Source organism: Massilia sp. (genome assembly GCF_046293535.1).
Taxonomy (GTDB): domain Bacteria; phylum Pseudomonadota; class Gammaproteobacteria; order Burkholderiales; family Burkholderiaceae_D; genus Telluria.
Genome location: NZ_JBKBOV010000013.1, coordinates 18,784 through 39,786 on the forward strand (window position 1 = coordinate 18,784; position 21,003 = coordinate 39,786).

At 65.2% G+C, this 21,003-nt stretch carries 13 protein-coding genes and 3 tRNA genes; 5 read left to right on the plus strand and 11 right to left on the minus strand.

The window, feature by feature from the left end; genetic code table 11:
* Positions 1-5: 5 nt before the first annotated feature.
* Together ACK4S9_RS09565 and ACK4S9_RS09570 are read left to right on the plus strand one after the other, a co-directional pair.
* The gene (locus ACK4S9_RS09565; protein WP_409724704.1) at positions 6-1,634 is read left to right on the plus strand and encodes a tetratricopeptide repeat protein; all 1,629 of its coding nucleotides are present in this window, start codon (positions 6-8) and stop codon (positions 1,632-1,634) included.
* A complete protein-coding gene (locus ACK4S9_RS09570; protein WP_409724904.1) occupies positions 1,634-3,391 on the plus strand; it encodes a putative bifunctional diguanylate cyclase/phosphodiesterase in 1,758 nt (585 codons plus the stop codon). Before ACK4S9_RS09565 ends, ACK4S9_RS09570 begins: the two co-directional genes overlap by 1 nt.
* Here the strand turns inward: ACK4S9_RS09570 and ACK4S9_RS09575 are convergent.
* Positions 3,376-6,975: a hydantoinase B/oxoprolinase family protein gene (locus ACK4S9_RS09575; RefSeq protein ID WP_409724706.1), complete on the minus strand. Its 3,600-nt coding sequence runs from the start codon at positions 6,973-6,975 to the stop codon at positions 3,376-3,378. The genes ACK4S9_RS09570 and ACK4S9_RS09575 overlap by 16 nt on opposite strands.
* A gap of 85 nt (positions 6,976-7,060) precedes the next feature.
* Between ACK4S9_RS09575 and ACK4S9_RS09580 the strand changes: the two genes are divergently transcribed.
* Positions 7,061-8,563 carry an NAD(P)H-hydrate dehydratase gene (locus ACK4S9_RS09580; protein WP_409724708.1) on the plus strand — a complete coding sequence of 501 codons (1,503 nt, stop codon included), beginning with the start codon at positions 7,061-7,063 and terminating at the stop codon, positions 8,561-8,563.
* A 152-nt stretch (positions 8,564-8,715) separates the two neighbouring features.
* Here ACK4S9_RS09580 and ACK4S9_RS09585 read toward each other — a convergent pair whose 3' ends face one another.
* Positions 8,716-9,441, minus strand: coding sequence for an ABC transporter ATP-binding protein (locus tag ACK4S9_RS09585; protein ID WP_409724711.1), 726 nt, complete (start codon positions 9,439-9,441; stop codon positions 8,716-8,718).
* A gap of 37 nt (positions 9,442-9,478) precedes the next feature.
* On the opposite strand from ACK4S9_RS09585, the gene ACK4S9_RS09590 reads away from it, so the two are divergent.
* Together ACK4S9_RS09590 and mnmH are read left to right on the plus strand one after the other, a co-directional pair.
* Positions 9,479-10,069, plus strand: coding sequence for an arylesterase (locus ACK4S9_RS09590; protein ID WP_409724714.1), 591 nt, complete (start codon positions 9,479-9,481; stop codon positions 10,067-10,069).
* Positions 10,066-11,121, plus strand: a complete 1,056-nt coding sequence (gene mnmH / locus ACK4S9_RS09595; protein WP_409724717.1) for a tRNA 2-selenouridine(34) synthase MnmH — start codon at positions 10,066-10,068, stop codon at positions 11,119-11,121. Before ACK4S9_RS09590 ends, mnmH begins: the two co-directional genes overlap by 4 nt.
* A gap of 263 nt (positions 11,122-11,384) precedes the next feature.
* Here the strand turns inward: mnmH and ACK4S9_RS09600 are convergent, their stop codons facing one another.
* From ACK4S9_RS09600 to ACK4S9_RS09640, 9 genes are all read right to left on the minus strand, one after another.
* Positions 11,385-13,304, minus strand: coding sequence for a SurA N-terminal domain-containing protein (locus tag ACK4S9_RS09600; RefSeq protein WP_409724720.1), 1,920 nt, complete (start codon positions 13,302-13,304; stop codon positions 11,385-11,387).
* A 233-nt stretch (positions 13,305-13,537) separates the two neighbouring features.
* Positions 13,538-13,614: transfer RNA gene (locus ACK4S9_RS09605), tRNA-Asp, on the minus strand.
* Between the two features lie 19 nt (positions 13,615-13,633).
* Positions 13,634-13,710, minus strand: a tRNA-Asp gene (locus ACK4S9_RS09610).
* Positions 13,711-13,775: 65 nt separating this feature from the next.
* On the minus strand, positions 13,776-14,048 hold the full coding sequence (locus ACK4S9_RS09615) for an HU family DNA-binding protein (protein WP_027864169.1): 273 nt from the start codon (positions 14,046-14,048) through the stop codon (positions 13,776-13,778).
* Positions 14,049-14,234: 186 nt separating this feature from the next.
* Positions 14,235-16,643, minus strand: coding sequence for an endopeptidase La (gene lon / locus ACK4S9_RS09620; RefSeq protein ID WP_409724723.1), 2,409 nt, complete (start codon positions 16,641-16,643; stop codon positions 14,235-14,237).
* 271 nt (positions 16,644-16,914) lie between these two features.
* A complete protein-coding gene (clpX, locus tag ACK4S9_RS09625; RefSeq protein WP_027864171.1) occupies positions 16,915-18,183 on the minus strand; it encodes an ATP-dependent Clp protease ATP-binding subunit ClpX in 1,269 nt (422 codons plus the stop codon).
* Positions 18,184-18,343: 160 nt separating this feature from the next.
* A complete protein-coding gene (clpP, locus tag ACK4S9_RS09630) occupies positions 18,344-18,961 on the minus strand; it encodes an ATP-dependent Clp endopeptidase proteolytic subunit ClpP (RefSeq protein ID WP_027864172.1) in 618 nt (205 codons plus the stop codon).
* Positions 18,962-19,180: 219 nt separating this feature from the next.
* Entirely contained in the window at positions 19,181-20,521 is a 1,341-nt protein-coding gene (gene tig / locus ACK4S9_RS09635) for a trigger factor (protein ID WP_409724728.1), read from the minus strand.
* A 31-nt stretch (positions 20,522-20,552) separates the two neighbouring features.
* A tRNA-Leu gene (locus tag ACK4S9_RS09640) sits at positions 20,553-20,639 on the minus strand.
* Positions 20,640-21,003: the final 364 nt, after the last annotated feature.

A 21,003-nucleotide genomic window follows, 5' to 3' on the forward strand; every position in this document is an offset into this window, starting at 1 on the left:
GCGAGATGCAAGACAACGCCAACCTCACGGTACTGATCGTCGATCCCAACCCGGGCATGCGCGCCAGCCTGCAGAACATGCTGAACCAGGCCGGCATCGGCAAGGTCGAGTCGGCGGTCAATGCCGGCACCGCGATCAAGCAGCTCGCCAGGCGCGGCTATGACATCATCCTGTGCGAATACGACCTGGGCGGCCCCCACGGGGATGGCCAGGACGGCCAGCAGTTGCTGGAAGACCTGCGCCACCACCGCCTGATCACGGCGTCGACCATCTTCATCATGCTCACCTCGGAAGGCGTGTACGACAAGGTCGTCAGCGCCGCCGAGCTGACCCCGACCGACTACGTGCTCAAGCCGTTCACGGTGGAGATGCTGAGCACCCGCATCAAGCGCGCGCTGGAGCGCCGCGGCGCCCTGCTCCCGGTCTGGCAACTGGCCGCGCAGGGTAAACCGGCGCAGGCCATCCGCGCCTGCGCCAGCGCGGCGCTCGCCAACCCGCGCTATGCGCTCGACTTCCTGCGCCTGAAGGCCGAACTGCACGTGTCCGTCGGCGAGCATGCGCAGGCCGGCGCGGTCTACCGCGACGTGCTGGCCGAGCGTCCGCTGGGCTGGGCCGGCCTCGGCCTGGCGCGCACCATGCTCGCGCTGGGAGCGGTCGAGGACGCGCGCGACACCTTGGCGGCGCTGGTGCAGGCCAACCCGCGCCTGATGGCCGCCTACGACCTGCTGGCGCGCTGCCACGAGCAGCTGGGCAGCAGGCTCGACGCGCAGAAGGTGCTGGAGGAAGCCGTGGCGATCTCGCCGCACATGGTGCGGCGCCTGCGCAAACTCGGCGAGGTCGCGCTGGAGAACGGCGATGCCGAAGCGGCCGAAAAATCCTTCAAGCAGGTGGTGAGCAAGGCGCGCTACTCGGAATTTCGTAATCCCGAAGACCACGTCAACCTGGTCAAGGCGATGGTCACGCGCGGCGACGTGGCGGGCGCCGGCGGCGTGATCCGCGACCTGGAACGCTCGATGCGCGGCAGCGCCAACGTCGATGCCTGCCGCGCCTATTCGAACGCCCTGCTGCTGGAAAAGATGGGCAATCTCAGCGCCGCCGTGGCCGAGCTCTCGAACGCCGTGAGCGCGGCTCGCACCAGCAGCGGCCTGTCCCCAAACCTGAAGATCGGCCTGGCCCAGGCCTGCCTCGAGCACCGGATGGACGAGCAGGCCTCCAACGTCATGATGAGCGTGATGGGCGACACGGCAAGCCAGGTGACGGTGGACCAGGCGATCGGGGTGTTCGTGCGCGCCGGCCGGCCCGACCTGGCCGACGGCATGGGCCAGCAACTGCGCGCCCAGGCGCAGATCCTGCTGGGGGTGGCCGACGAGAAGCGCAACATGGGCGACGTGCGCGGCGCGGTCCAGACCCTGCTGGAGGCGCTGCACATGGCGCCAGGCAACCTGCAGGTGATGGTGGCGGTGGCGGGCGGCATCCTGCGCCAGGTAAACGAACTGGGCTGGGATCATGCGCTGGGCGAAGTGGCCGGCGAGCAGATCGAGCGGCTGCGGGCGATCGACCCGGGGCATCCGCGGCTGGCGGCGCTGGGCGAGGAATTCCAGCAGGCCAAACGCAAGTACGGCATCTCGACTTGATGCCGGCAGCACCGGAAACCGGCCTGTTCGAAAGCGGACGCGCCATGCGCCTGGTCGAGTCCTATTTCCGTTTGCGCTCGTCCAGGGACAGGACGGTCTGGCTGCTGTTTCCCTGCCTGTTGCTGATGGTCGCGGCCGTTTATCTGCTGGTGTATGCGACGGGCGGCATCAAGTACGTGCACTCGCACTCGATGTACATTCCGATCATGCTGGCCGGCTTGTGCTACGGCTGGTTGGGCGGCGTGCTGGTCGCCTTTATCGGCGGCATCGCGCTCGGCCCGCTCATGCCGATCGAAGTCTTGAGCGGCGAACCGCAAAAACTCGGCAACTGGATGTTCCGGACCGGTTTCTTCCTGTTCGTGGGCGCCTTGAGCGGCCTTGCCAGCAACGCGGCGCATGCGCACATCTGGAAGCTGCGCTGGATGACCCGCCACGATCCGGTCACCGGCCTGCCCAACCTGACCGCCCTGCTCGACGCGCTCGCCCCCGGCGCCGCCGACCCGGACCCCTTCGCGCGGCGTGCCCTGGCAGTGCTGTCGATCCGCAATGCGTCCGAGCTGAGGGCGGTCTTCGGGGTCGGGGTGCTGGAGGAAAACATGCAGCAACTCGCCGCACGTGCGGCGGAAGGGCCGGGATCGGCATCGCGTGTGTTCCGGGTCGGCAGCGAGCAACTGGCCGTGCTGATCGAGGACCCGGATGGCGCGCTGGCCGACCGTATCGCCGAGTTGGGCGCCGCCTTCGAACTGCCCTTCCCCTACCGCGACGTGGCGCTCCATCTCGACGTCCAGATCGGTTACGTCGCGCTCGACCGTGACGCCGCGTCGCCGCAGGACTACCTGCGTCAGGCGCAGTCGGCCTCCTTCCACGCGTCCGAAACCGGCGACGAAGTCGCGCAGTACCGCGCGCAACTGCACGACCGGACCAGCGACAGCCTGGCGATCCTCGGCGAACTGCGGGGAGCGCTCGAGCGCCAGGAATTGCTGCTCCACTACCAGCCGAAGATTTGCCTGCGCACCGGCCTGGTGTGCGGCGTCGAGGCCCTGATGCGCTGGAAGCACGCCGAACGCGGGCTGATCGGGCCTGGCCTGTTCATCGCGCGCGCCGAACAGAGCACCCTGATCCACGCCTTGAGCGGATTCGCGCTGGAACAGGCGCTGCGCCAGGTGCTCGCATGGCAAACGATCGGGATCGACATGCCGGTCGCAGTCAACATTTCATCACGCAACCTGGCCCACCCCAATTTCAGCAAGTCGCTGCTTGCCACGCTCGAGCGCTGTGGCGTGGCGCCGCACATGCTCGAACTGGAGGTGACGGAAAGCGCACTGATGGCCGACGTGGTCCATACCACCGCCGTGCTCGAGCGGCTGGCGCGCCACGGCATCCGGATTTCGATCGACGATTTCGGCACCGGCCATTCCTCGCTCGCCTACGTCCAGCGCCTGCCGGTGTCGCACCTGAAGATCGACAAGAGCTTCGTCTCGGACCTGCTCACCAATCCGGACAGCCTGCACATCGTCGAAGCCGTCCTCACGCTGGCGCGCAAGAAGGGCATCGGCACCATCGCCGAAGGCGTCGAAGACAGCGGGGTCTATGCGCGCCTGCAGGATCTGGGCTGCGAGGTCGCGCAGGGCTATTTCATTGCCCGCCCCATGGCTCCGGAACAATTTCCGCAATGGCTGGCGGAATTCAGCCGGCACGGCCTTCCCCGCCCCCGGCACGCCCGGGGCACGGCGCGGCCCGGTCAAGGCAGGCCGTAGCCGCCCCCTCCCGGCGTCTCGATCACGAATACGTCGCCGGGCTCCATGCCGACCTTGCCGATATGACCCAGGGTCAGGGCCGTCCCGTCGGCCCGCAGCACGGTATTGCGCCCGCGCTCGCCCGGCTCGCCGCCGGCCATGCCGAAAGGCGCGTGGATGCGGTTGTTCGACAGGATGGCCGCCGTCATCGCCTCCAGGAAACGCACTTTGCGGGTGCCGCCATTGCCGCCGCGCCAGCGCCCGGCGCCACCCGAGCCCTGCCGGATCTCGTAGCTCTCCAGGCGCACCGGGAAGCGGAACTCCAGTATCTCCGGGTCGGTCAGGCGCGAATTGGTCATGTTGGTCTGCACCACGTCGGTCCCGTCGAAGCCTTCGCCCGCGCCCGCGCCGCCCGAAATGGTCTCGTAGTACTGGTAGCGCGCATTGCCGAAGGTGAAGTTGTTCATCGTGCCCTGGCTGGCCGCCATCACGCCCAGCGCGCCGTAGAGCGCATTGGTGATGCAGGTCGAGGTCTCGACGTTTCCCGACACCACCGACGCCGGATAGTGCGGATTGAGCATCGATCCGGGCGGAATGATCACCTTCAGCGGCTTGAGGCAGCCGGCGTTGAGCGGGATCTCATCCATGACGAGGGTGCGGAACACGTACAGCACCGCGGCCATGCAGACGCTGGACGGCGCATTGAAGTTGTTGGGCAGTTGGCCGGACGTGCCGGTAAAATCGATCTCGGCGCTGCGGCTGGCGCGGTCGACGCGGATGGCCACCTCGATCCGTGCCCCGTTGTCGAGCTCGTAGCTGTACCGGCCGTCCTGCAGCACCGCGATCACGCGCCGCACCGCTTCTTCGGCGTTGTCCTGCACGTGGCCCATGTAGGCGCGCACGACGTCCAGCCCATAGTAGCCGACCATCCTGCGCAGTTCCTCGACGCCCTTCTGGTTGGCCGCCACCTGGGCGCGCAGGTCGGCCATGTTCTGGTCCGGATTGCGCGCCGGGTAGCGTGCGCCCGTCAACAGCGCGCGCGCCTCCTGCTCGCGCAGCACGCCGTCAAGCCCGTCGACCAGCTTGAAGTTGTCGATCAGGACACCCTCCTGCTCGATGTGGCTCGAATCCGGCGGCATCGAGCCGGGCGTGGTGCCGCCGATGTCGGCGTGGTGGCCGCGCGAGCCGACGTAAAAGAGGATTTCCCGGCCGGCCTCGTCGAACACGGGCGAGATCACGGTCACGTCCGGCAAATGGGTGCCGCCGTTGTACGGGTCGTTCAGCACGTAGACGTCGCCGGCCTTCATCCGGCCGGCGTTCTTGCGCATCACGGCCTTGATGCTCTCGCCCATCGAGCCCAGGTGCACCGGCATGTGCGGGGCGTTGGCCACCAGCTTGCCGTCGGCGTCGAAGATCGCGCAGCTGAAGTCGAGGCGCTCCTTGATGTTCACCGAATGGGCCGTGTTCTGCAGGCGCAGGCCCATCTGCTCGGCGATCGACATGAACAGGTTGTTGAAGATCTCGAGCATGACCGGATCGGCGCTGGTGCCGATGGCGCGCCGCTCGGGCAGCGCTTCCACCCGGCGCAGCACCAAGTGATTGTGCGGCGTGACCTGGGCCTGCCAGCCCGGTTCGACCACGGTCGTGGCATTCGCTTCGGCGATGATCGCCGGACCGCGCACGATGTCGCCCGCCTGAATTGCATCGCGCTGATAGATGCCCGTGTCGCGCCATGCGCCGCCGCTGAACATGCGAACCTGCTCGCCCGGCGCCGGCTGCGCGCCGTTCGAACTCGATTGCGCGGCCGCTTCCACGGGCGCATCGGAGCGCCCGATGGCCTCCACCGACACCGCTTCGACCACGAGTGCGCGCGAGGGCATGAGGAAGGAATAGCGGCGCTTGTAGGCCTGCTCGAACGCGGCCTGCATGGCATCGTTCTCGCCGAAGGGCACGACGATGGCCGAATCCGTGCCTTCGTAGCGCAGGTGCACCCGCTGCACCAGTTCGATGCGGCCGGGCGCCACCCCCTGCCCCAGCAACCCGTCGCGGGCACTGGCGCCGAGCGCCGCCAGGCGCGCGCCGAGGGCGTCGCTGCCGGCATCCCGCAGGCGCTGCTCGACGGCCTGCTCGCGCATCGCGCTCTGGTCGGCCAGGCCCATGCCGTAGGCCGACAGCACGCCGGCCAGCGAATGGATGAACACCGTCTTCATGCCGAGCGCATCGGCGACCAGGCAGGCGTGCTGGCCGCCCGCGCCGCCAAAGCTGGTGAGCGCGTATTCGGTCACGTCATGGCCGCGCTGCACCGAGATCTGCTTGATGGCGTTGGCCATGTTGCCGACTGCGATCTGGATGAAGCCCTCGGCCACCGCTTCCGGCGCGGGCCTGGCGCCGGTTGCCGCGCCAATGCGATCGGCGAGCGCGGCGAAGCCCGTGCGCACCGCCTCGAGGTCGAGCGCTTCGTTGCCGCCTTTGCCGAACAGGCGTGGGAAGTGCTGCGGCTGGATCTTGCCGAGCATGAGGTTGCAGTCGGTGACCGCCAGCGGACCGCCGCGCCGATAGCTGGCCGGGCCCGGATTGGCGCCGGCGCTGTCGGGACCGACCCGGTAGCGGGTGCCGTCGAAGTGCAGGATCGAGCCGCCGCCCGCGGCCACCGTGTGGATGCTCATCATCGGCGCGCGCATGCGCACGCCGGCGACCTGGGTCTCGAACACCCGCTCGAATTCGCCGGAGAAGTGCGAGACGTCGGTCGAGGTGCCGCCCATGTCGAAGCCGATCACGCGCTCGAAGCCGGCCGCCTGGCTGGCGCGTACCATGCCGACGATGCCGCCGGCCGGCCCGGACAGGATGCTGTCCTTGCCCTGGAAGGCGCGCGCGTCGCTCAGGCCGCCGCTGGACTGCATGAACTGCAGGCTCACGCCTGGCAACTCGCCCGCGACCTGGTCGACGTAGCGCCGCAGGATCGGCGACAGGTAGGCGTCGACCACAGTGGTGTCGCCGCGCGCCACCAGCTTCATGAGCGGGCTGACCTGGTGCGAGCTCGACACCTGGGTGTAGCCGATCTCGCGGGCGATGCGGCTGGTTGCCGCCTCGTGCTCGGTGTAGCGGTAGCCGTGCATGAAGACGATCGCAATCGCGCGCAGGCCGCGGTCGTAGGCCTGCTGCAGGGCGGCGCGGGTGGCGGCTTCGTCCAGCGGCAGCACCACATCGCCATGGGCACCCATGCGCTCGTCGATCTCGACGACCTCGGCATACAGCAGTTCGGGCAGCACGATGTGGCGGTCGAACAAGCGCGGACGGTTCTGGTAGGCGATGCGCAAGGCGTCGCGAAAGCCCCGGGTAATGGCCAGCACGGTCGGCTCGCCCTTGCGCTCGAGCAGCGCGTTGGTGGCGACCGTCGTGCCCATCTTGACGGCCTCGACCTGTGCGACCGGCACCGGCTGGCCCGCCGCGACGCCCAGCAAGTGGCGGATGCCGGCCACCGCCGCGTCGCGGTACTGCTCGGGGTTTTCGGAGAGCAGCTTGTGGGTGAGCAGCTGCCCGTCGGGCGTGCGCGCGACGATGTCGGTGAAGGTGCCGCCGCGATCGATCCAGAATTGCCAGTCCATGTACATCCCCCCGCTGCCGCATCCAAAACAGCTATTGTAGTCCGGCCGCGCGACCGGTATGGCGAAAATGCATGACAATGGGACCATGGACAATCCCCTGTATACCGTCGCGCAGCTGCGCGAGATCGAACGCGCCGCCTACGCGGCGCTCGAACCCGGAGCATTGATGCGCCGCGCCGGCGCGGCGGCGGCGAAGTATGCGCTCGAACTGCTGGGCGACAAGCGTGACCTGCCCGTCTTGCTGCTGGCCGGCCCCGGCAACAACGGCGGCGATGCGCTGGAAATGGCGGCCGCCCTTGCCGACGCCGGCATCGATGCGACCGTGCTCAACCCGCCCGGCCAGCGCGAAACCTCGAACGAAGCGGCGAGCGCGCACGAACGCGCACGCGCCGGCACGGTCGGCTTCATCGACATGCTACCACCTGGTGCGCAATGGGGGCTGGTGGTGGACGGCCTGTTCGGCATCGGCCTGACGCGTCCCATCGAAGGCGAATACCGCGCGCTGGTGGCCGCCCTCGACGAACTGCGCTGCCCGATCCTGGCGCTGGACGTGCCCAGCGGACTCGATGCCGACACCGGCGCCGTCGTCGGCCCGGACGGCATCGCGGTACGGGCCACCCACACGATCACCTTCCTGGGCGACAAGCCGGGCCTGCACACGGCCGACGGGCGCGACCATGCCGGGCGGGTAGAGGTGGAGCCGCTCGGCGTCGCCCCGGAACTGTTCCCGGCGCCTGCCGCGCGGCTGGGATCGGCGGAGAGCTTCGCGGGGCAGCTGGCGCCGCGCCGGCACAACACGCACAAGGGCAGCTTCGGCGACGTGGCCGTGGTCGGCGGCGCCCACGGCATGGCCGGCGCGCCGGTGCTGGCCGCGCGCGGCGCCCTGTTCGCCGGCGCCGGTCGCAGCTTTGTCGCCACCATCGATCCCGGCCCGGGCTACGACAGCCTGCAGCCCGAGATCATGTTCCGCGTCGCCGACGAATTCGAGTTCGCCCAGCGCACGCTGGTGATCGGGCCCGGCATGGGCGGCTCGGCCAGCGCCATGCGCCTGCTGGCCAAGGCCCTGGACAGCGACAGCCCTTTGGTGATCGACGCCGACGCCATCACCCTGATCGGCGCCAGCCCGGACCTGGCGGGCCGGCTGGCCGAGCGCGCCGCGCCCACGGTGCTCACGCCCCATCCGCTGGAAGGCGGACGCCTGTTAGGGACGACGGCGGCGGCGGTCCAGGCCGACCGCCTGGCGGCCGCGCGCGAACTCGCCCGGCGCAGCAATGCGACGGTCATCCTGAAGGGCTCGGGCTCGGTGATCGCGCACCCGGACGGAAGGCTATTGATCAACCCGACCGGCAACGCCGGCCTGGCCACCGCCGGCAGCGGCGACGTGTTGGCGGGAATCTGCGGCGCCCTGCTGGCCCAGGGCTGGCCGGCATGGGAAGCGGCGGCCGGCAGCGCCTGGATCCACGGCGCCGCGGCCGACCTGCTGGCCGCGCACGGGGTCGGCCCGATCGGCATGACCGCCGGCGAACTGCCGGCCGCGGCACGGGCGGTGATCAACCTGCTGGTGGCCGAGAAAGCTGGGCTGACGTAGGGTGGGCAGGTTCCCTGCCCACGCGGCGATAGTTAGCAGCAAGATCTTCGAGCGCGAGATCGGAGCCACTTCGTATCGCCGCGTGGGCGGGAGACCCGCCCACCCTACGAACTGATTGGACACGCGGCCGGCAAGCCGACCACCCTACCGGTTCAAGCTAGCTGGCCTGCGGCGATTGTCAGCGTGCGCCCGCAGCGCGCGGCCATCGCCGGATCGTGCGTCACCAGGACGAGGGTCGAACCGCGCTCGCGGTTCAGTTCGAACATCAGCTGGATGATCTGTTCGCCGGTGGCCGCATCCAGGCTGCCGGTGGGCTCGTCCGCGAACAGCAGCGGCGGTTCGGTAACAAAAGCGCGCGCCAGGGCCACGCGCTGCTGCTCGCCGCCCGACAGGTACTTGGGATAATGGCGCAGGCGGCTGGACAGGCCCACGCGTCCGAGCATGGCCTCGGCCTTGGCGCGGGCATCGTCCTCGCCGCGCAATTCCAGCGGCAACATCACGTTTTCGACCGCATTCAGGTGGGCCAGCAACTGGAAGGACTGGAACACGAAGCCCAGCTTGGCCTTGCGAAAAGCGGCGCGGCCGTCCTCGTCGAGGGCGAAGATGTCGGTGCCGTCGAGCAGCACCTTGCCGCTCGATGGCGTGTCCAGGCCGGCAAGCAGGCCCAGCAGGGTGGACTTGCCCGAGCCGGAAGCTCCGACGAGCGCGAGCGTCTCGGCCGGTTGCACGGTAAAATCGATGTTTTGCAGGATGGTGAGTTCGCCGCTGGCATCCGCCACCCGCTTCGACAGGCCGCTGACCGCGATCGCCGCCGGCCGGCCTGGCGCTGCCGCGCCGGCCGTCATACCATTCTTGAACACCTCGGGGTTATCACGCATGCTAGCCATTCTAAAAAAGTTGTCTCTTGTTGCAATCATGACGCTGGCCGCGTCGGGCAGCGCTTATTCTGCACCAAAAACCGTACTCGTGGTGGGCGACAGCCTGTCGGCCGAATACGGCATCGCGCGCGGCGCCGGCTGGGTGGCCCTGCTGGAACAGAAGCTCAAGGCCGAAAGGATCCCCGCCAGGGTCGTCAATGCCAGCATCAGCGGCGAGACCACGATCGGCGGCCGCACCCGCCTGCCGGCCCTGCTCGACCAGCACAAGCCGAACATCGTGGTGCTCGAACTGGGCGCCAACGACGGCCTGCGCGGCCTGCCCGTGGCCTCGGCCGAGAGCAACTTGCGCGCCATGGTCGACATGGCCAACAAGAAAAACGCGAAGGTGATGCTGGTGGGAATGCGCATGCCGCCGAACTACGGGCGCGCCTATACCGAAAGCTTCTTCAACATGTTCAAGAAGATTGCGAGCGACACCGGGTCGCCGCTGGTACCCTTCATGCTGGAAGGCGTGGCCGACAAGCCGGCCCTGTTCCAGCAGGACCGCATGCATCCCACCGCCGCCGCCCACCCCATCATCCTGAACAACATCTGGCCGCAGCTGTCGGCACTCGTGAAAAAACAATGAAATACCCAGCCGTCCTGAGTTTCGCCGACATCCTCCCCGAACTCGATACCTTCGACACCATCATCGACGCGCGCAGCGAGTCCGAATATGCGCTCGACCACCTGCCCGGCGCGATCAACGCGCCGGTGCTCGACGACGCGCAGCGCATCCGCGTCGGCACCCTGTACAAGCAGGTCGGCCCCTTCGAGGCCAAGAAGGTGGGCGCGCCGCTGGTGGCCGCGAACATCGCGCGCCATATCGAGGCCCTGTGGGCGGACAAGCCACGCGACTGGAAGCCGCTGGTGTACTGCTGGCGCGGCGGCAACCGCAGCGGCTCGATGGCGCACATCCTGGCGAAGATCGGCTGGCCGGTGGTGCAACTGGACGGCGGCTACAAGGCCTACCGCGCCCATGTGGCGGCGGCAGTGGAAAACCCGCCCGAACTGGATTTCCGGGTCGTGTGCGGCACCACGGGCAGCGGCAAGAGCCGCCTGCTGGAGACGCTCGAGCGCATCGGCGCGCAGGTGCTCGACCTCGAAAAGCTGGCGGCGCACCGCGGCTCGGTGCTGGGCCACCTGCCGGACGAAGCCCAGCCCTCCCAGAAGATGTTCGAAAGCCGGGTCTGGGACAAGCTGCGCCACTTCGATCCGTCCCGCCCCGTGTTCGTGGAATCGGAAAGCAAGAAGGTCGGCAACCTGCGCGTGCCGGAGGCGGTGATGGCACGCATGCGCGCCTCGCCCTGCATCTCCTTGTGGCTGTCGCGCGAGAACCGGGTGCGCCTCCTGATGGAGGACTACGCACACTTCTGCAAGAACCCGGACGCGCTCACCGGCCAGCTGGCGCACCTGGCGCAGCTGCACGGGAACGAGAAGATCACCGCCTGGCGCGACATGGCCAACAGCGGCTCGATGCCGCAACTGGTGGACCAGCTGCTGGTGGAGCATTACGACCCGGCCTACCTGCGCTCGATCGACCGTAATTTCGTGCAGTTTCCAAAGGCGCAGGTGCTGGAGCTGGGGGATATCGCCGAAGAGGATTTCGTGGCGGCAGCGCGGCGCTTGCACGCGGCTTGAATTGCCACACTACTCTTTGTCCCATTAGTAGTTGATCCGTCATCCCGGCGCAGGCCGGGATCCAGTTCCCCTGAGCAGTGAGAACGCATGCGCTAGCGGCGACACACGCAAACTTGGATCCCGGCCTTCGCCGGGATGACGTTCTGAGGGTACGGCTAAGGCAGTCTGCGTCGCTTTTCAACGCTCTCGACAAAGCCCAAAAAACAAAAAGCCCGGCTGCTCACACAGCCGGGCTTTTTCTTATCCTGCTACTTTGATCGCGATCACTCGCCGTCCTGCTTGGCGCCCAGTTGCGAGGCGTTCACGGTGATCTTGGCCTTGGCCTTGGCCTTGAGTGCCTCGACATAGTTGAACAGCTCCGCCTGGCCCACCAGGCTCGAGATCTGCTGCGCTTCCTGCTTGCGGCGCTCCAGGTCCGGGTTGGCCGGCTGCGACACCTTGTTGATGCGGTAGACGCCGTAGCCCTGGCCCGGAATCTCCACGCCCACATAGGCCGGCAGCTTGGTCGCATCCGCCTTCAGCACCGCGATCGCCGCCGTGGTGTTGATCGTCGGCTCCTTGGTGCGGGTCACGATCGTCGGCGCGCCGAAACCGCTCGCGTCGCCCGAGGCCTTGGCCGCGGCCAGCTTCTGCTCGCCGGCGGCCTTGGCCAGGCGCGACGCCTCTTCCAGCGTGACGCGCTGGCGGATCATGGCATCCACCTCGGCCAGCGGGCGCTTGGTGGCCGGCTTGAACTCGACCACGCGGCCCGAGATCAAGACGCTCGGCGCCACTTCCACGGCTTCGGTGTTGCGCTTGTTCTTGATGGCGTCGGTGCCGAACAACGCGGCCAGGAACTTCTCGTTGTTGAACGGCGCCTGGCCCAGTTGCGGGTTCGGCTTGCGGGTCAGGTTGTCGACGGTCTCGATCTTCAGGCCCAGCTTGTCCGCCACCGGCTTCAGGCTTTCCGACTGCTCGTAGACCATGTTGGTGAAGGTCTCGGCCATTTCGGAATAGCGCTTCGACATCTTCTGCTTCTTCAGGTCGGCGGCGATGTCGTCCTTCACGGCGGCCAGCGGCTTCTGCTCGGCCGGCTTGAGCGAGGTCAGCTTGATGATGTGATAGCCGAATTCGGACTGCACCACGCCGCTCACTTCGCCTTCCTTGAGTGCGTAGATCGCGTCTTCCACCGGCTTCACGAAGGTGCCCTTCTCGACCACGCCGAGGTCGCCGCCGGCCTGGGCCGAACCCTGGTCCTGCGACTGCGCCTTGGCGATCTCGGCGAAGTTCGCCGGGTTCTTGCGCACTTCAAGCAGCACGCTTTCCGCCTTGGCCTTGGCGGCGGCCTGGTCGGCCGGCTTGGCGTCGCGCGGCGCGTTGATCAGGATGTGGGCCGCGGTACGCTGCTCGGGCGTGGTGTAGCTCTTGACGTTCTTGTTGTAGTAGTCGGTGACCTCGGCATCGCTCACCTGCACCTGGCTCTCGACCGCGGCCGGATCGAACACGACGAACTCGGCCTTCACCTGCTCGGGGATGGTGAACAGCTCGGCGTTCTTGTCGTAGTAGGCTTTCACCATGGCGTCGGTGACCTTCACTTGCGGCAGGTATTGCGCCACCGGGAACAGGATTTCCTGGACTTCGCGTTCCTGGTCGCTGATGCTCGACAGGCGCTGGCTCACCGAGCGCGGGGCGAACGCGGTGCCCTGGATCGAGCCGGTCAGCTGCTCCAGGGTCAGGTCGCGGCGCAGGCGCTGGTCGAACATCGCCGGGGTCATGCCCTGGGCCGCCAGTGCGGCCTTGTAGCCTTCCATGTCGAAGCTGCCGTCGGGCTGGCGGAACTGCTGGAATTCGCCGATCCGCTTGGCCAGGGCGGCATCGCCCACGGTCATGTGGCTGCGCGCGAGTTCGGCGTTGATGGCGCGTTCGGCCACCAGGTTGTTCAGGATCGCCTGCTTGGCTTCCGGCGTCTCGAACATCTTCTGGTCGAACTGCGGGCCCATCATCTGGCGGGCCTGGTCGATCTGGCGGCGCTGGGCTTCTTCCCACTCTTGCTGGGAGACCTTCTGCCCTGCCACGGTGGCCACGGCGGTATCGGCTTCGTTGTTCTGGTAGCCTTCTACGCCGAGGAGCACGAACGAAGGAATCACCAGGAGCAGCAGGATTCCGTACATCCAGCGCTTGTGGTTCCGAATAAATTCAAACATGGTCAGCCATTCAAGGTTGAGAATGCTTTAACAGCACAGGTTAAAAAAAAAGGCGAACTCGCGTTCGCCTCTTCTCGTCTTCCAAGGCCTTCGCAGGCTTCGGATCTTACTGAATTCTGGCGGAGCGGATGGGGCTCGCCCACGTTCCGCGGGCCGCGGATTGCCTTGCAAGTCAATCCCTTCTCGCCCAAGCCGTGCTCCCCGCAGGGGGAGCACTACTTTCCTACGTGTTCTGGCGGAGCGGACGGGGTTCGAACCCGCGACCCCCGGCGTGACAGGCCGGTATTCTAACCAACTGAACTACCGCTCCAGACTAATGTGGTGGATGTTGGCGGAGCGGACGGGGCTCGAACCCGCGACCCCCGGCGTGACAGGCCGGTATTCTAACCAACTGAACTACCGCTCCAACAAAAACACGACATCGCATTACCTTTGCAGGTAGTGCCCCTGCATGTCACTGCAGGGAAGGCATTAGTTTACAGCATCTTTCAGAGCTTTACCAGCCTTAAATTTCGGAACCTTGGCCGCTGCAATCTTGATCGGTTCCTTGGTGCGCGGATCGCGGCCGGTGCGCGCAGCGCGTTCGCCCACGGTGAAGGTACCGAAGCCGACCAGCGTGACGCTGTCGTTCTTCTTCAGGGACTCGGTCACGGCTCCGATCATGGCGTCGAGAGCACGCGTCGCCGAGGCCTTGGTAATGTCCGCGGACTTCGCGATTTCTTCGATCAGTTCTGTCTTGTTCACTCTAACCCTCGTATACGTTGGACGCCGCGGCGCCTTGCTGCAAAAGTGCAAGCGCGTATTAAACAAGGGCAACATTGGTCTGTCAAGCAACATCCGTGGTGGATGGCCTCGCCCATGTGCCACTCGCGGCGCGCACACGAAAAAACAGGCGCCCGCAGGCGCCTGTCTCATCGACGATCCGGACGATCAGTGCTTGACCACGTCGGTCGATCCTTCCGCGGCCGGAGCCGGGGTCACGGCGACCGGCGCCGCCACGTCCGCCAGCGCTTCCGGCTGGCGCTCCAGCGCAACCTCGAGCACCTTCTCGATCCAGCGCACCGGCACGATCTCGAGCTTGTTCTTGACGTTGTCCGGAATCTCGGCCAGGTCCTTCACGTTCTGCTCGGGGATCAGGACCGTCTTGATGCCGCCGCGATGCGCCGCCAGCAGCTTCTCCTTCAGGCCGCCGATCGGCAGGACTTCGCCGCGCAGCGTGATCTCGCCGGTCATCGCCACGTCGGCGCGCACCGGGATGCCAGTGAAGGCCGAGACCAGGGCGGTGGTCATGCCGATGCCGGCGGACGGACCGTCCTTCGGCGTCGCGCCTTCCGGCACGTGGATGTGGATGTCGGTCTTTTCAAAAGCTTCCGCCTTGATGCCGAAGCGCTGGGCGCGCGAACGCACCACCGTGCGCGCCGCCTCGATCGATTCCTTCATCACGTCGCCCAGGGTACCGGTGCGGATGATCGCGCCCTTGCCCGGCACGTTCACCGCTTCGATCGTGAGCAGGTCGCCGCCCACCTCGGTCCAGGCCAGGCCGACCACCTGGCCGATCTGGTTTTCCTTCTCGGCCACGCCGAAGTCGTAGCGGCGCACCCCCAGGAACTTGTCCAGGTTCTTGGCGTTGACAGTCACCTTCTTCTCGGCCTTGGTCAGCAGGAGCATCTTGACGACCTTGCGGCAGATCTTCGAGATCTCGCGCTCGAGCGAACGCACGCCCGCTTCACGGGTGTAGTAGCGGATGATGTCGCGGATCGCCGATTCCTCGACCTTGATCTCGCCTTCCTTCAGGCCGTTGTTCTTGATCTGCTTCGGCAGCAGGTAGCGCTGCGCGATGCTGGTCTTCTCGTCCTCGGTGTAGCCCGACAGGCGGATCACTTCCATCCGGTCCAGCAGCGCCGGCGGGATGTTGAAGGAGTTCGAGGTGGCCACGAACATCACGTCCGACAGGTCGAAGTCCACTTCGACGTAGTGGTCGCTGAAGGTATGGTTCTGCGCCGGGTCCAGCACTTCCAGCAGGGCCGAGCTGGGATCGCCGCGGAAGTCCGCGCCCATCTTGTCGATCTCGTCCAGCAGGAACAGCGGGTTGCGCACGCCGACCTTCGACAGCGACTGCAGCACCTTGCCCGGCATCGAGCCGATGTAGGTGCGGCGGTGGCCGCGGATCTCGGCCTCGTCGCGCACGCCGCCCAGCGCCATGCGCACGTACTTGCGGTTGGTGGCGCGGGCGATCGATTCGCCCAGCGAGGTTTTACCCACGCCCGGAGGACCGACGAAGCACAGGATCGGGGCCTTCAGCTTGTCGACGCGCTGCTGCACCGCGAGGTACTCGAGGATGCGTTCCTTGATCTTGTCCAGGCCATAGTGATCGGCTTCCAGCACCTGCTGGGCCTTTTCCAGGTCGATGGTGACCTTCGACTTTTTCTTCCACGGCAGCGACACCAGGGTGTCGATGTAGTTGCGCACCACGGTGGCTTCGGCCGACATCGGCGACATCAGCTTGAGCTTCTTGATCTCGGCCTGGGCCTTTTCCAGTGCCTCTTTCGGCATCTTGGCGGCGATGACCTTCTTCTCCAGCTCTTCGATGTCGGCGCCCTCTTCGCCTTCGCCCAGTTCCTTCTGGATCGCCTTGACCTGTTCGTTCAGGTAGTACTCGCGCTGCGACTTTTCCATCTGGCGCTTGACGCGGCCGCGGATGCGCTTTTCGACCTGCAGGATGTCGAGTTCGCCTTCCAGTTGGCCGAGCAGGTGCTCGAGGCGCTTGGCGACGTTGAAGATCTCGAGGATGACCTGCTTCTGCTCGAGCTTGAGCGGCAGGTGCGCGGCGACGGTGTCGGCCAGGCGGCCGGCGTCGTCGATGCCCGCCAGCGAGGCCAGGATCTCCGGCGGGATCTTCTTGTTGAGTTTGACGTACTGGTCGAACTGCTGGACGATGGCGCGGCGCATGGCCTCGACTTCGGAGTCGTCGCCGATTTCCGAGGCGACCGGGGTCAGCTCGGCGGTAAAGTGGGTGGCGCCATCGACGATGTTGTCGATGCGCGCGCGCTGGGCGCCCTCGACCAGGACCTTCACGGTGCCGTCGGGGAGCTTGAGCATTTGCAGAATATTGGCCACGCAGCCGATCTCGTAGATGTCTGCGGCGGAAGGTTCGTCCTTGGCGGCGGCTTTCTGGGCAGCCAGCATGATGCTCTTGCCCTGCTCCATCGCGGCTTCCAGGGCCTTGATCGATTTCGGACGGCCGACGAACAGAGGTATCACCATATGCGGGAACACGACCACGTCGCGCAGCGGCAGGAGAGGCAGCGTCGTTTGCTCGGTTAATTTCGAAGTTGTCATGGCATACCTTATAGAAACGTGTTGCTGAACTTGGGCACTCGCAGCGCAAATCTCAAGACCGCTGCGAATATATTTTCTACTGGTAAAACAATATCAATCAGGTAGAAATATAGCCGTTCCAATAAAAACCCTGATTTCAAATGAAAAAGCCACTGCGCAGGGGGGGGACCCGCGAGTGGCTTTTCGATTGAAGCCCGGTTTCTTATTATGGTCTAGTGTACCTTCAAGAATCCGTACGGCAAGACTTTTGTGACAAAAGTGTGGCGGTTTTTTAGTTCTCGCCGGAAGCTTTTGGCGTTTCGCTGTAGATCAGCAAAGGTTTCGCGGCGTTCGTGATCGTATTTTCATCGATCACGACCTTCACCACGTTCTGCTGGCTCGGCAGCTCGTACATCACATCGAGCAGCGCGTGTTCCAGGATCGAGCGCAGGCCGCGCGCGCCGGTCTTGCGTGCCAGGGCCTTGCGCGCGATCGCGTGCAGGGCCGCAGGACGTATTTCGAGTTCGGCGCCTTCCATTTCAAGCAGCTTCGAGTATTGCTTGATCAGGGCGTTCTTCGGCTCGATCAGGATCTGGATCAGCGCTTCTTCGGTCAGTTCGCTCAGCGTCGCCACGACCGGCAGGCGGCCGACCAGCTCGGGGATCAGGCCGAACTTGATCAGGTCTTCCGGCTCGGCTTCCATCAGGATCTCGCTGTTGGCGCGTTCGGTCTGGCTCTTGACCGTGGCCGCGAAACCGATCCCGCTCTTTTCCGAACGGTTCTGGATGATCTTGGCCAGGCCGTCGAAAGCGCCGCCGCAGATGAACATGATGTTGGTCGTGTCGATCTGGACGAAGTCCTGGTTCGGGTGCTTGCGGCCGCCCTGCGGCGGCACCGAGGCCATGGTGCCCTCGATGAGTTTCAGCAGGGCCTGCTGCACGCCCTCGCCCGACACGTCGCGCGTGATCGAGGGGTTGTCGGACTTGCGCGAGATCTTGTCGATCTCGTCGATGTAGACGATGCCGCGCTGGGCCTTCTCGACTTCGTAATTGCAGCTTTGCAGCAGCTTCTGGATGATGTTCTCGACGTCTTCGCCGACATAGCCGGCTTCCGTCAGCGTGGTCGCGTCGGCGATCACGAAGGGAACGTTGAGCATGCGCGCCAGGGTCTGGGCCAGCAGGGTCTTGCCGGAACCGGTCGGGCCGACGAGCAGGATGTTGCTCTTGGCCAGTTCGATGTCGTCTTTCTTGCCCAGGTGCTTGAGGCGCTTGTAGTGGTTGTACACCGCCACCGACAGGATGCGCTTGGCCGTCTGCTGGCCAATCACGTACTGGTCGAGCAGTTCGGTGATTTCGTGAGGCGTCGGCAGATCGGACTTGGCGCCCGCCACCGATTCGACATTGGAAGTCTCGTCGCGGATGATGTCGTTGCACAGGTCGATGCACTCATCGCAGATGAACACCGACGGGCCCGCGATCAGCTTCTTGACTTCGTGCTGGCTCTTTCCGCAGAACGAGCAGTACAGAAGTTTTTCGCCGCTGGAGGATTTTTTGTCAGACATGGGGCAGGTTATCTAATAAGTTGCTTGAATATAACGCTAATACGGGTACGCAACAAGTGCGCACACGAACATGCTACCCGAAATAAAAACGAAACGCCCGAACACGTTTTGCGCCCGGGCGTTTTTTGGCAACACCTTGGCGGTGTCGCAACGTCGTTCTTTACGCGCGGTTGGTGAGTACGCGGTCGATCATACCGTACTCAACGGCCTCTTCCGCCGACATGAAGCGGTCGCGGTCGGTGTCGCGGTGGATCTGCTCGATGCTCTGGCCGGTGTTCTCGGACATGATGCGCGCCAGGCGCTCGCGCAGGTACAGGATTTCCTTGGCCTGGATCTCGATGTCCGAGGCCATGCCCTGCGAACCGCCGGACGGCTGGTGGATCATGACGCGCGAGTTCGGCAGCGAGAAACGCTTGCCCTTGGCGCCGGCGGCCAGCAGGAAGGCGCCCATCGAGGCGGCCAGGCCGGTGCACAGGGTGGAGACGTCCGGCTTGATGAAGTTCATCGTGTCGAAGATCGCCAGGCCCGCCGAGACCGAACCGCCCGGCGAGTTGATGTACAGCGAAATGTCCTTGTCCGGATTCTCGCTCTCCAGGAACAGCAGCTGAGCCACGATCAGGTTGGCCATCTGGTCGTTGACAGGGCCGACCAGGAAGATCACGCGCTCCTTGAGGAGGCGCGAGTAGATGTCATAGGCGCGCTCGCCGCGGCCGCTTTGTTCGACCACCATCGGCACGAGGCCGAGTGCTTGGGTATCCAATGCCGGATTACGAATCATACCTGTCTCGTTCCTTGTAGTTAGGGGTTCAGAAATCCAATCTTAGCAGGTGTATGCGGTTCGCACAGACACGTAGGGTGGGCAGCTCCGCTGCCCACGCGGTGATCGTTATCGGCTCCGTCATCGCGCACGATGATCTTGCTGCCAACTATCACCGCGTGGGCGGGAGACCCGCCCACCCTACGATTTAACCACAACAGCCTTGCTGGCTGGCATTCATTAACCCTGAGCGTTGCCGCCCATCAGTTCATCGAAAGCGATGGTCTTGCTGCTGACCTTTGCCTTGCCGAGGACGTAGTTAACGACGTTTTCTTCCAAAACAAGGGCTTCCACTTCGGCCAGGCGGCGGCGGTCGCTGTAGTAGTACTTCAGGACTTCCTTCGGATCTTCGTAGCTCTGCGCGAAGTCTTCGATCTGGGCCTTGACCTGCTCCTGGGTTGCCTGCAGGTTGTTATCCGACACCAGTTGCGACAGGATCAGACCCAGGCGCACGCGGCGCTCGGCCTTGTCGGCGAACATTTCCGGCGGGAACGGCATTGCCTTCACGTCCATGCCGCGCTGCGCCATGTCCTGGCGGGTCATCTCGGCCAGGCGCTCCGAATCCTGCTGGATCATGGCCTTCGGCACGTCCAGTTCGGTGGCCTTGACCAGGGCGTCCATCACGGCTTCCTTGTTGCGGGCCTTGATGCGGGCGTTGACTTCACGCTCCAGGTTGGTCTTGATGTCTTCGCGCATCTTCTCGATCGAGCCGTCTTCGATGCCCAGCGACTTGGCGAATTCCGCGTCGACTTCCGGCATGTGCGCCCACTCGAGCTTGTTCAGGGTGATGGTGAACTCGGCGGTCTTGCCGGCCACGTCCTTGCCGTGGTAATCCTCAGGGAAAGCCAGCGGGAAGGTCTTGCTCTCGCCGACCTTCAGGCCGACGGTGGCGGCTTCGAATTCCGGCAGCATGCGGCCTTCGCCCAGCACGAAGGCGTAGTTCTCGGCCTTGCCGCCGGCGAATTCTTCGCCGTCGATCTTGCCGACGAAGTCGACGGTCACGCGGTCGCCGTTGGCAGCCACGGCCTCGCCGCCGGTGCCGTGCTCGCCCTCTTCACCCTTGGTGTGGTAGTGCACGCGCTGCTTGCGCAGGATGTCGATGGTCTTGTCGATCTCGGCGTCGCTCACGTCGGCGGCGACGGTTTCGATCTCGGTGGCGGCCAGGTCGCCCAGCACGACTTCAGGATAGACTTCGAAGGTCGCGTCGAAAGCCAGCATGCCTTCCGGCGCGTCTTCTTTCGGTTCGATTTTCGGGAAACCGGCAACGCGCAGCTGGTTCTCGTTGGCGGCTTCGTTGAACGCGCGGCCGACCTTGTCGTTCAGCACGTCCGATTCGATCTGGTAACCGTATTGCGCAGCGACCATCTTGAGCGGCACCTTGCCTGGGCGGAAGCCCGGGGCCTTTGCCGTCTTGGCCTGCTTCTTGAGGCGCTTTTCGACCTCCGTACGGACGTCAGCTACCGGAAAAGTGATCGTCAAGCGACGCTCGAGTTTACCCAGGGTTTCGACTGCAGTTGCCATTGTAAAAATCGTCCAAAAAAATAATTATTCGTGGTGCGAGGAGGGGGACTCGAACCCCCACACCATTGCTGGCGTCAGGACCTAAACCTGGTGCGTCTACCAATTTCGCCATCCTCGCGGAAGGATTGCATTTTTGCCACAAAAACAAAGGGCGCCCGACAGTGAAACCGGCCGCCCTGCACTCCTCTGTTTAGGGGCTACAACTTCAATCGATTATTTTACTGGATTTTCTGTCACTATTGGGGCGTTTTTTGCTGTGTGTGCGAGGGGTGGGAGCTCATCTATATAGAGGAGAGAGCTCGGCAGTATGCGCAGCCACGCTCGCACGCCTCTGCGTCAAACCCCAGAACCGTCGCTCCGGCGAAGGCCGGAGCCTGAGTTCCTTGCGTCACGTTGGCGGGTGCACGCAAGCGCCTGCGGCCTACAACGAAACCTGGATCCCGGCCTTCGCCGGGATGACGGCTCTGCGCTTAGTGGACAAA

Bases quoted from the DNA above. Each gene is read 5' to 3' on its own strand.
- ACK4S9_RS09570 (WP_409724904.1), top strand. From the start codon at position 1,634: ATGCCGGCAGCACCGGAAACCGGCCTGTTCGAAAGCGGACGCGCCATG.
- mnmH (WP_409724717.1), top strand. From the start codon at position 10,066: ATGAAATACCCAGCCGTCCTGAGTTTCGCCGACATCCTCCCCGAACTC.
- ACK4S9_RS09600 (WP_409724720.1), bottom strand. From the start codon at position 13,304: ATGTTTGAATTTATTCGGAACCACAAGCGCTGGATGTACGGAATCCTG.
- lon (WP_409724723.1), bottom strand. From the start codon at position 16,643: ATGACAACTTCGAAATTAACCGAGCAAACGACGCTGCCTCTCCTGCCG.
- tig (WP_409724728.1), bottom strand. From the start codon at position 20,521: ATGGCAACTGCAGTCGAAACCCTGGGTAAACTCGAGCGTCGCTTGACG.
- ACK4S9_RS09590 (WP_409724714.1), top strand. From the start codon at position 9,479: ATGACGCTGGCCGCGTCGGGCAGCGCTTATTCTGCACCAAAAACCGTA.
- ACK4S9_RS09580 (WP_409724708.1), top strand. From the start codon at position 7,061: ATGGACAATCCCCTGTATACCGTCGCGCAGCTGCGCGAGATCGAACGC.
- ACK4S9_RS09565 (WP_409724704.1), top strand. From the start codon at position 6: ATGCAAGACAACGCCAACCTCACGGTACTGATCGTCGATCCCAACCCG.
- clpX (WP_027864171.1), bottom strand. From the start codon at position 18,183: ATGTCTGACAAAAAATCCTCCAGCGGCGAAAAACTTCTGTACTGCTCG.
- clpP (WP_027864172.1), bottom strand. From the start codon at position 18,961: ATGATTCGTAATCCGGCATTGGATACCCAAGCACTCGGCCTCGTGCCG.
- ACK4S9_RS09585 (WP_409724711.1), bottom strand. From the start codon at position 9,441: ATGCGTGATAACCCCGAGGTGTTCAAGAATGGTATGACGGCCGGCGCG.
- ACK4S9_RS09575 (WP_409724706.1), bottom strand. From the start codon at position 6,975: ATGGACTGGCAATTCTGGATCGATCGCGGCGGCACCTTCACCGACATC.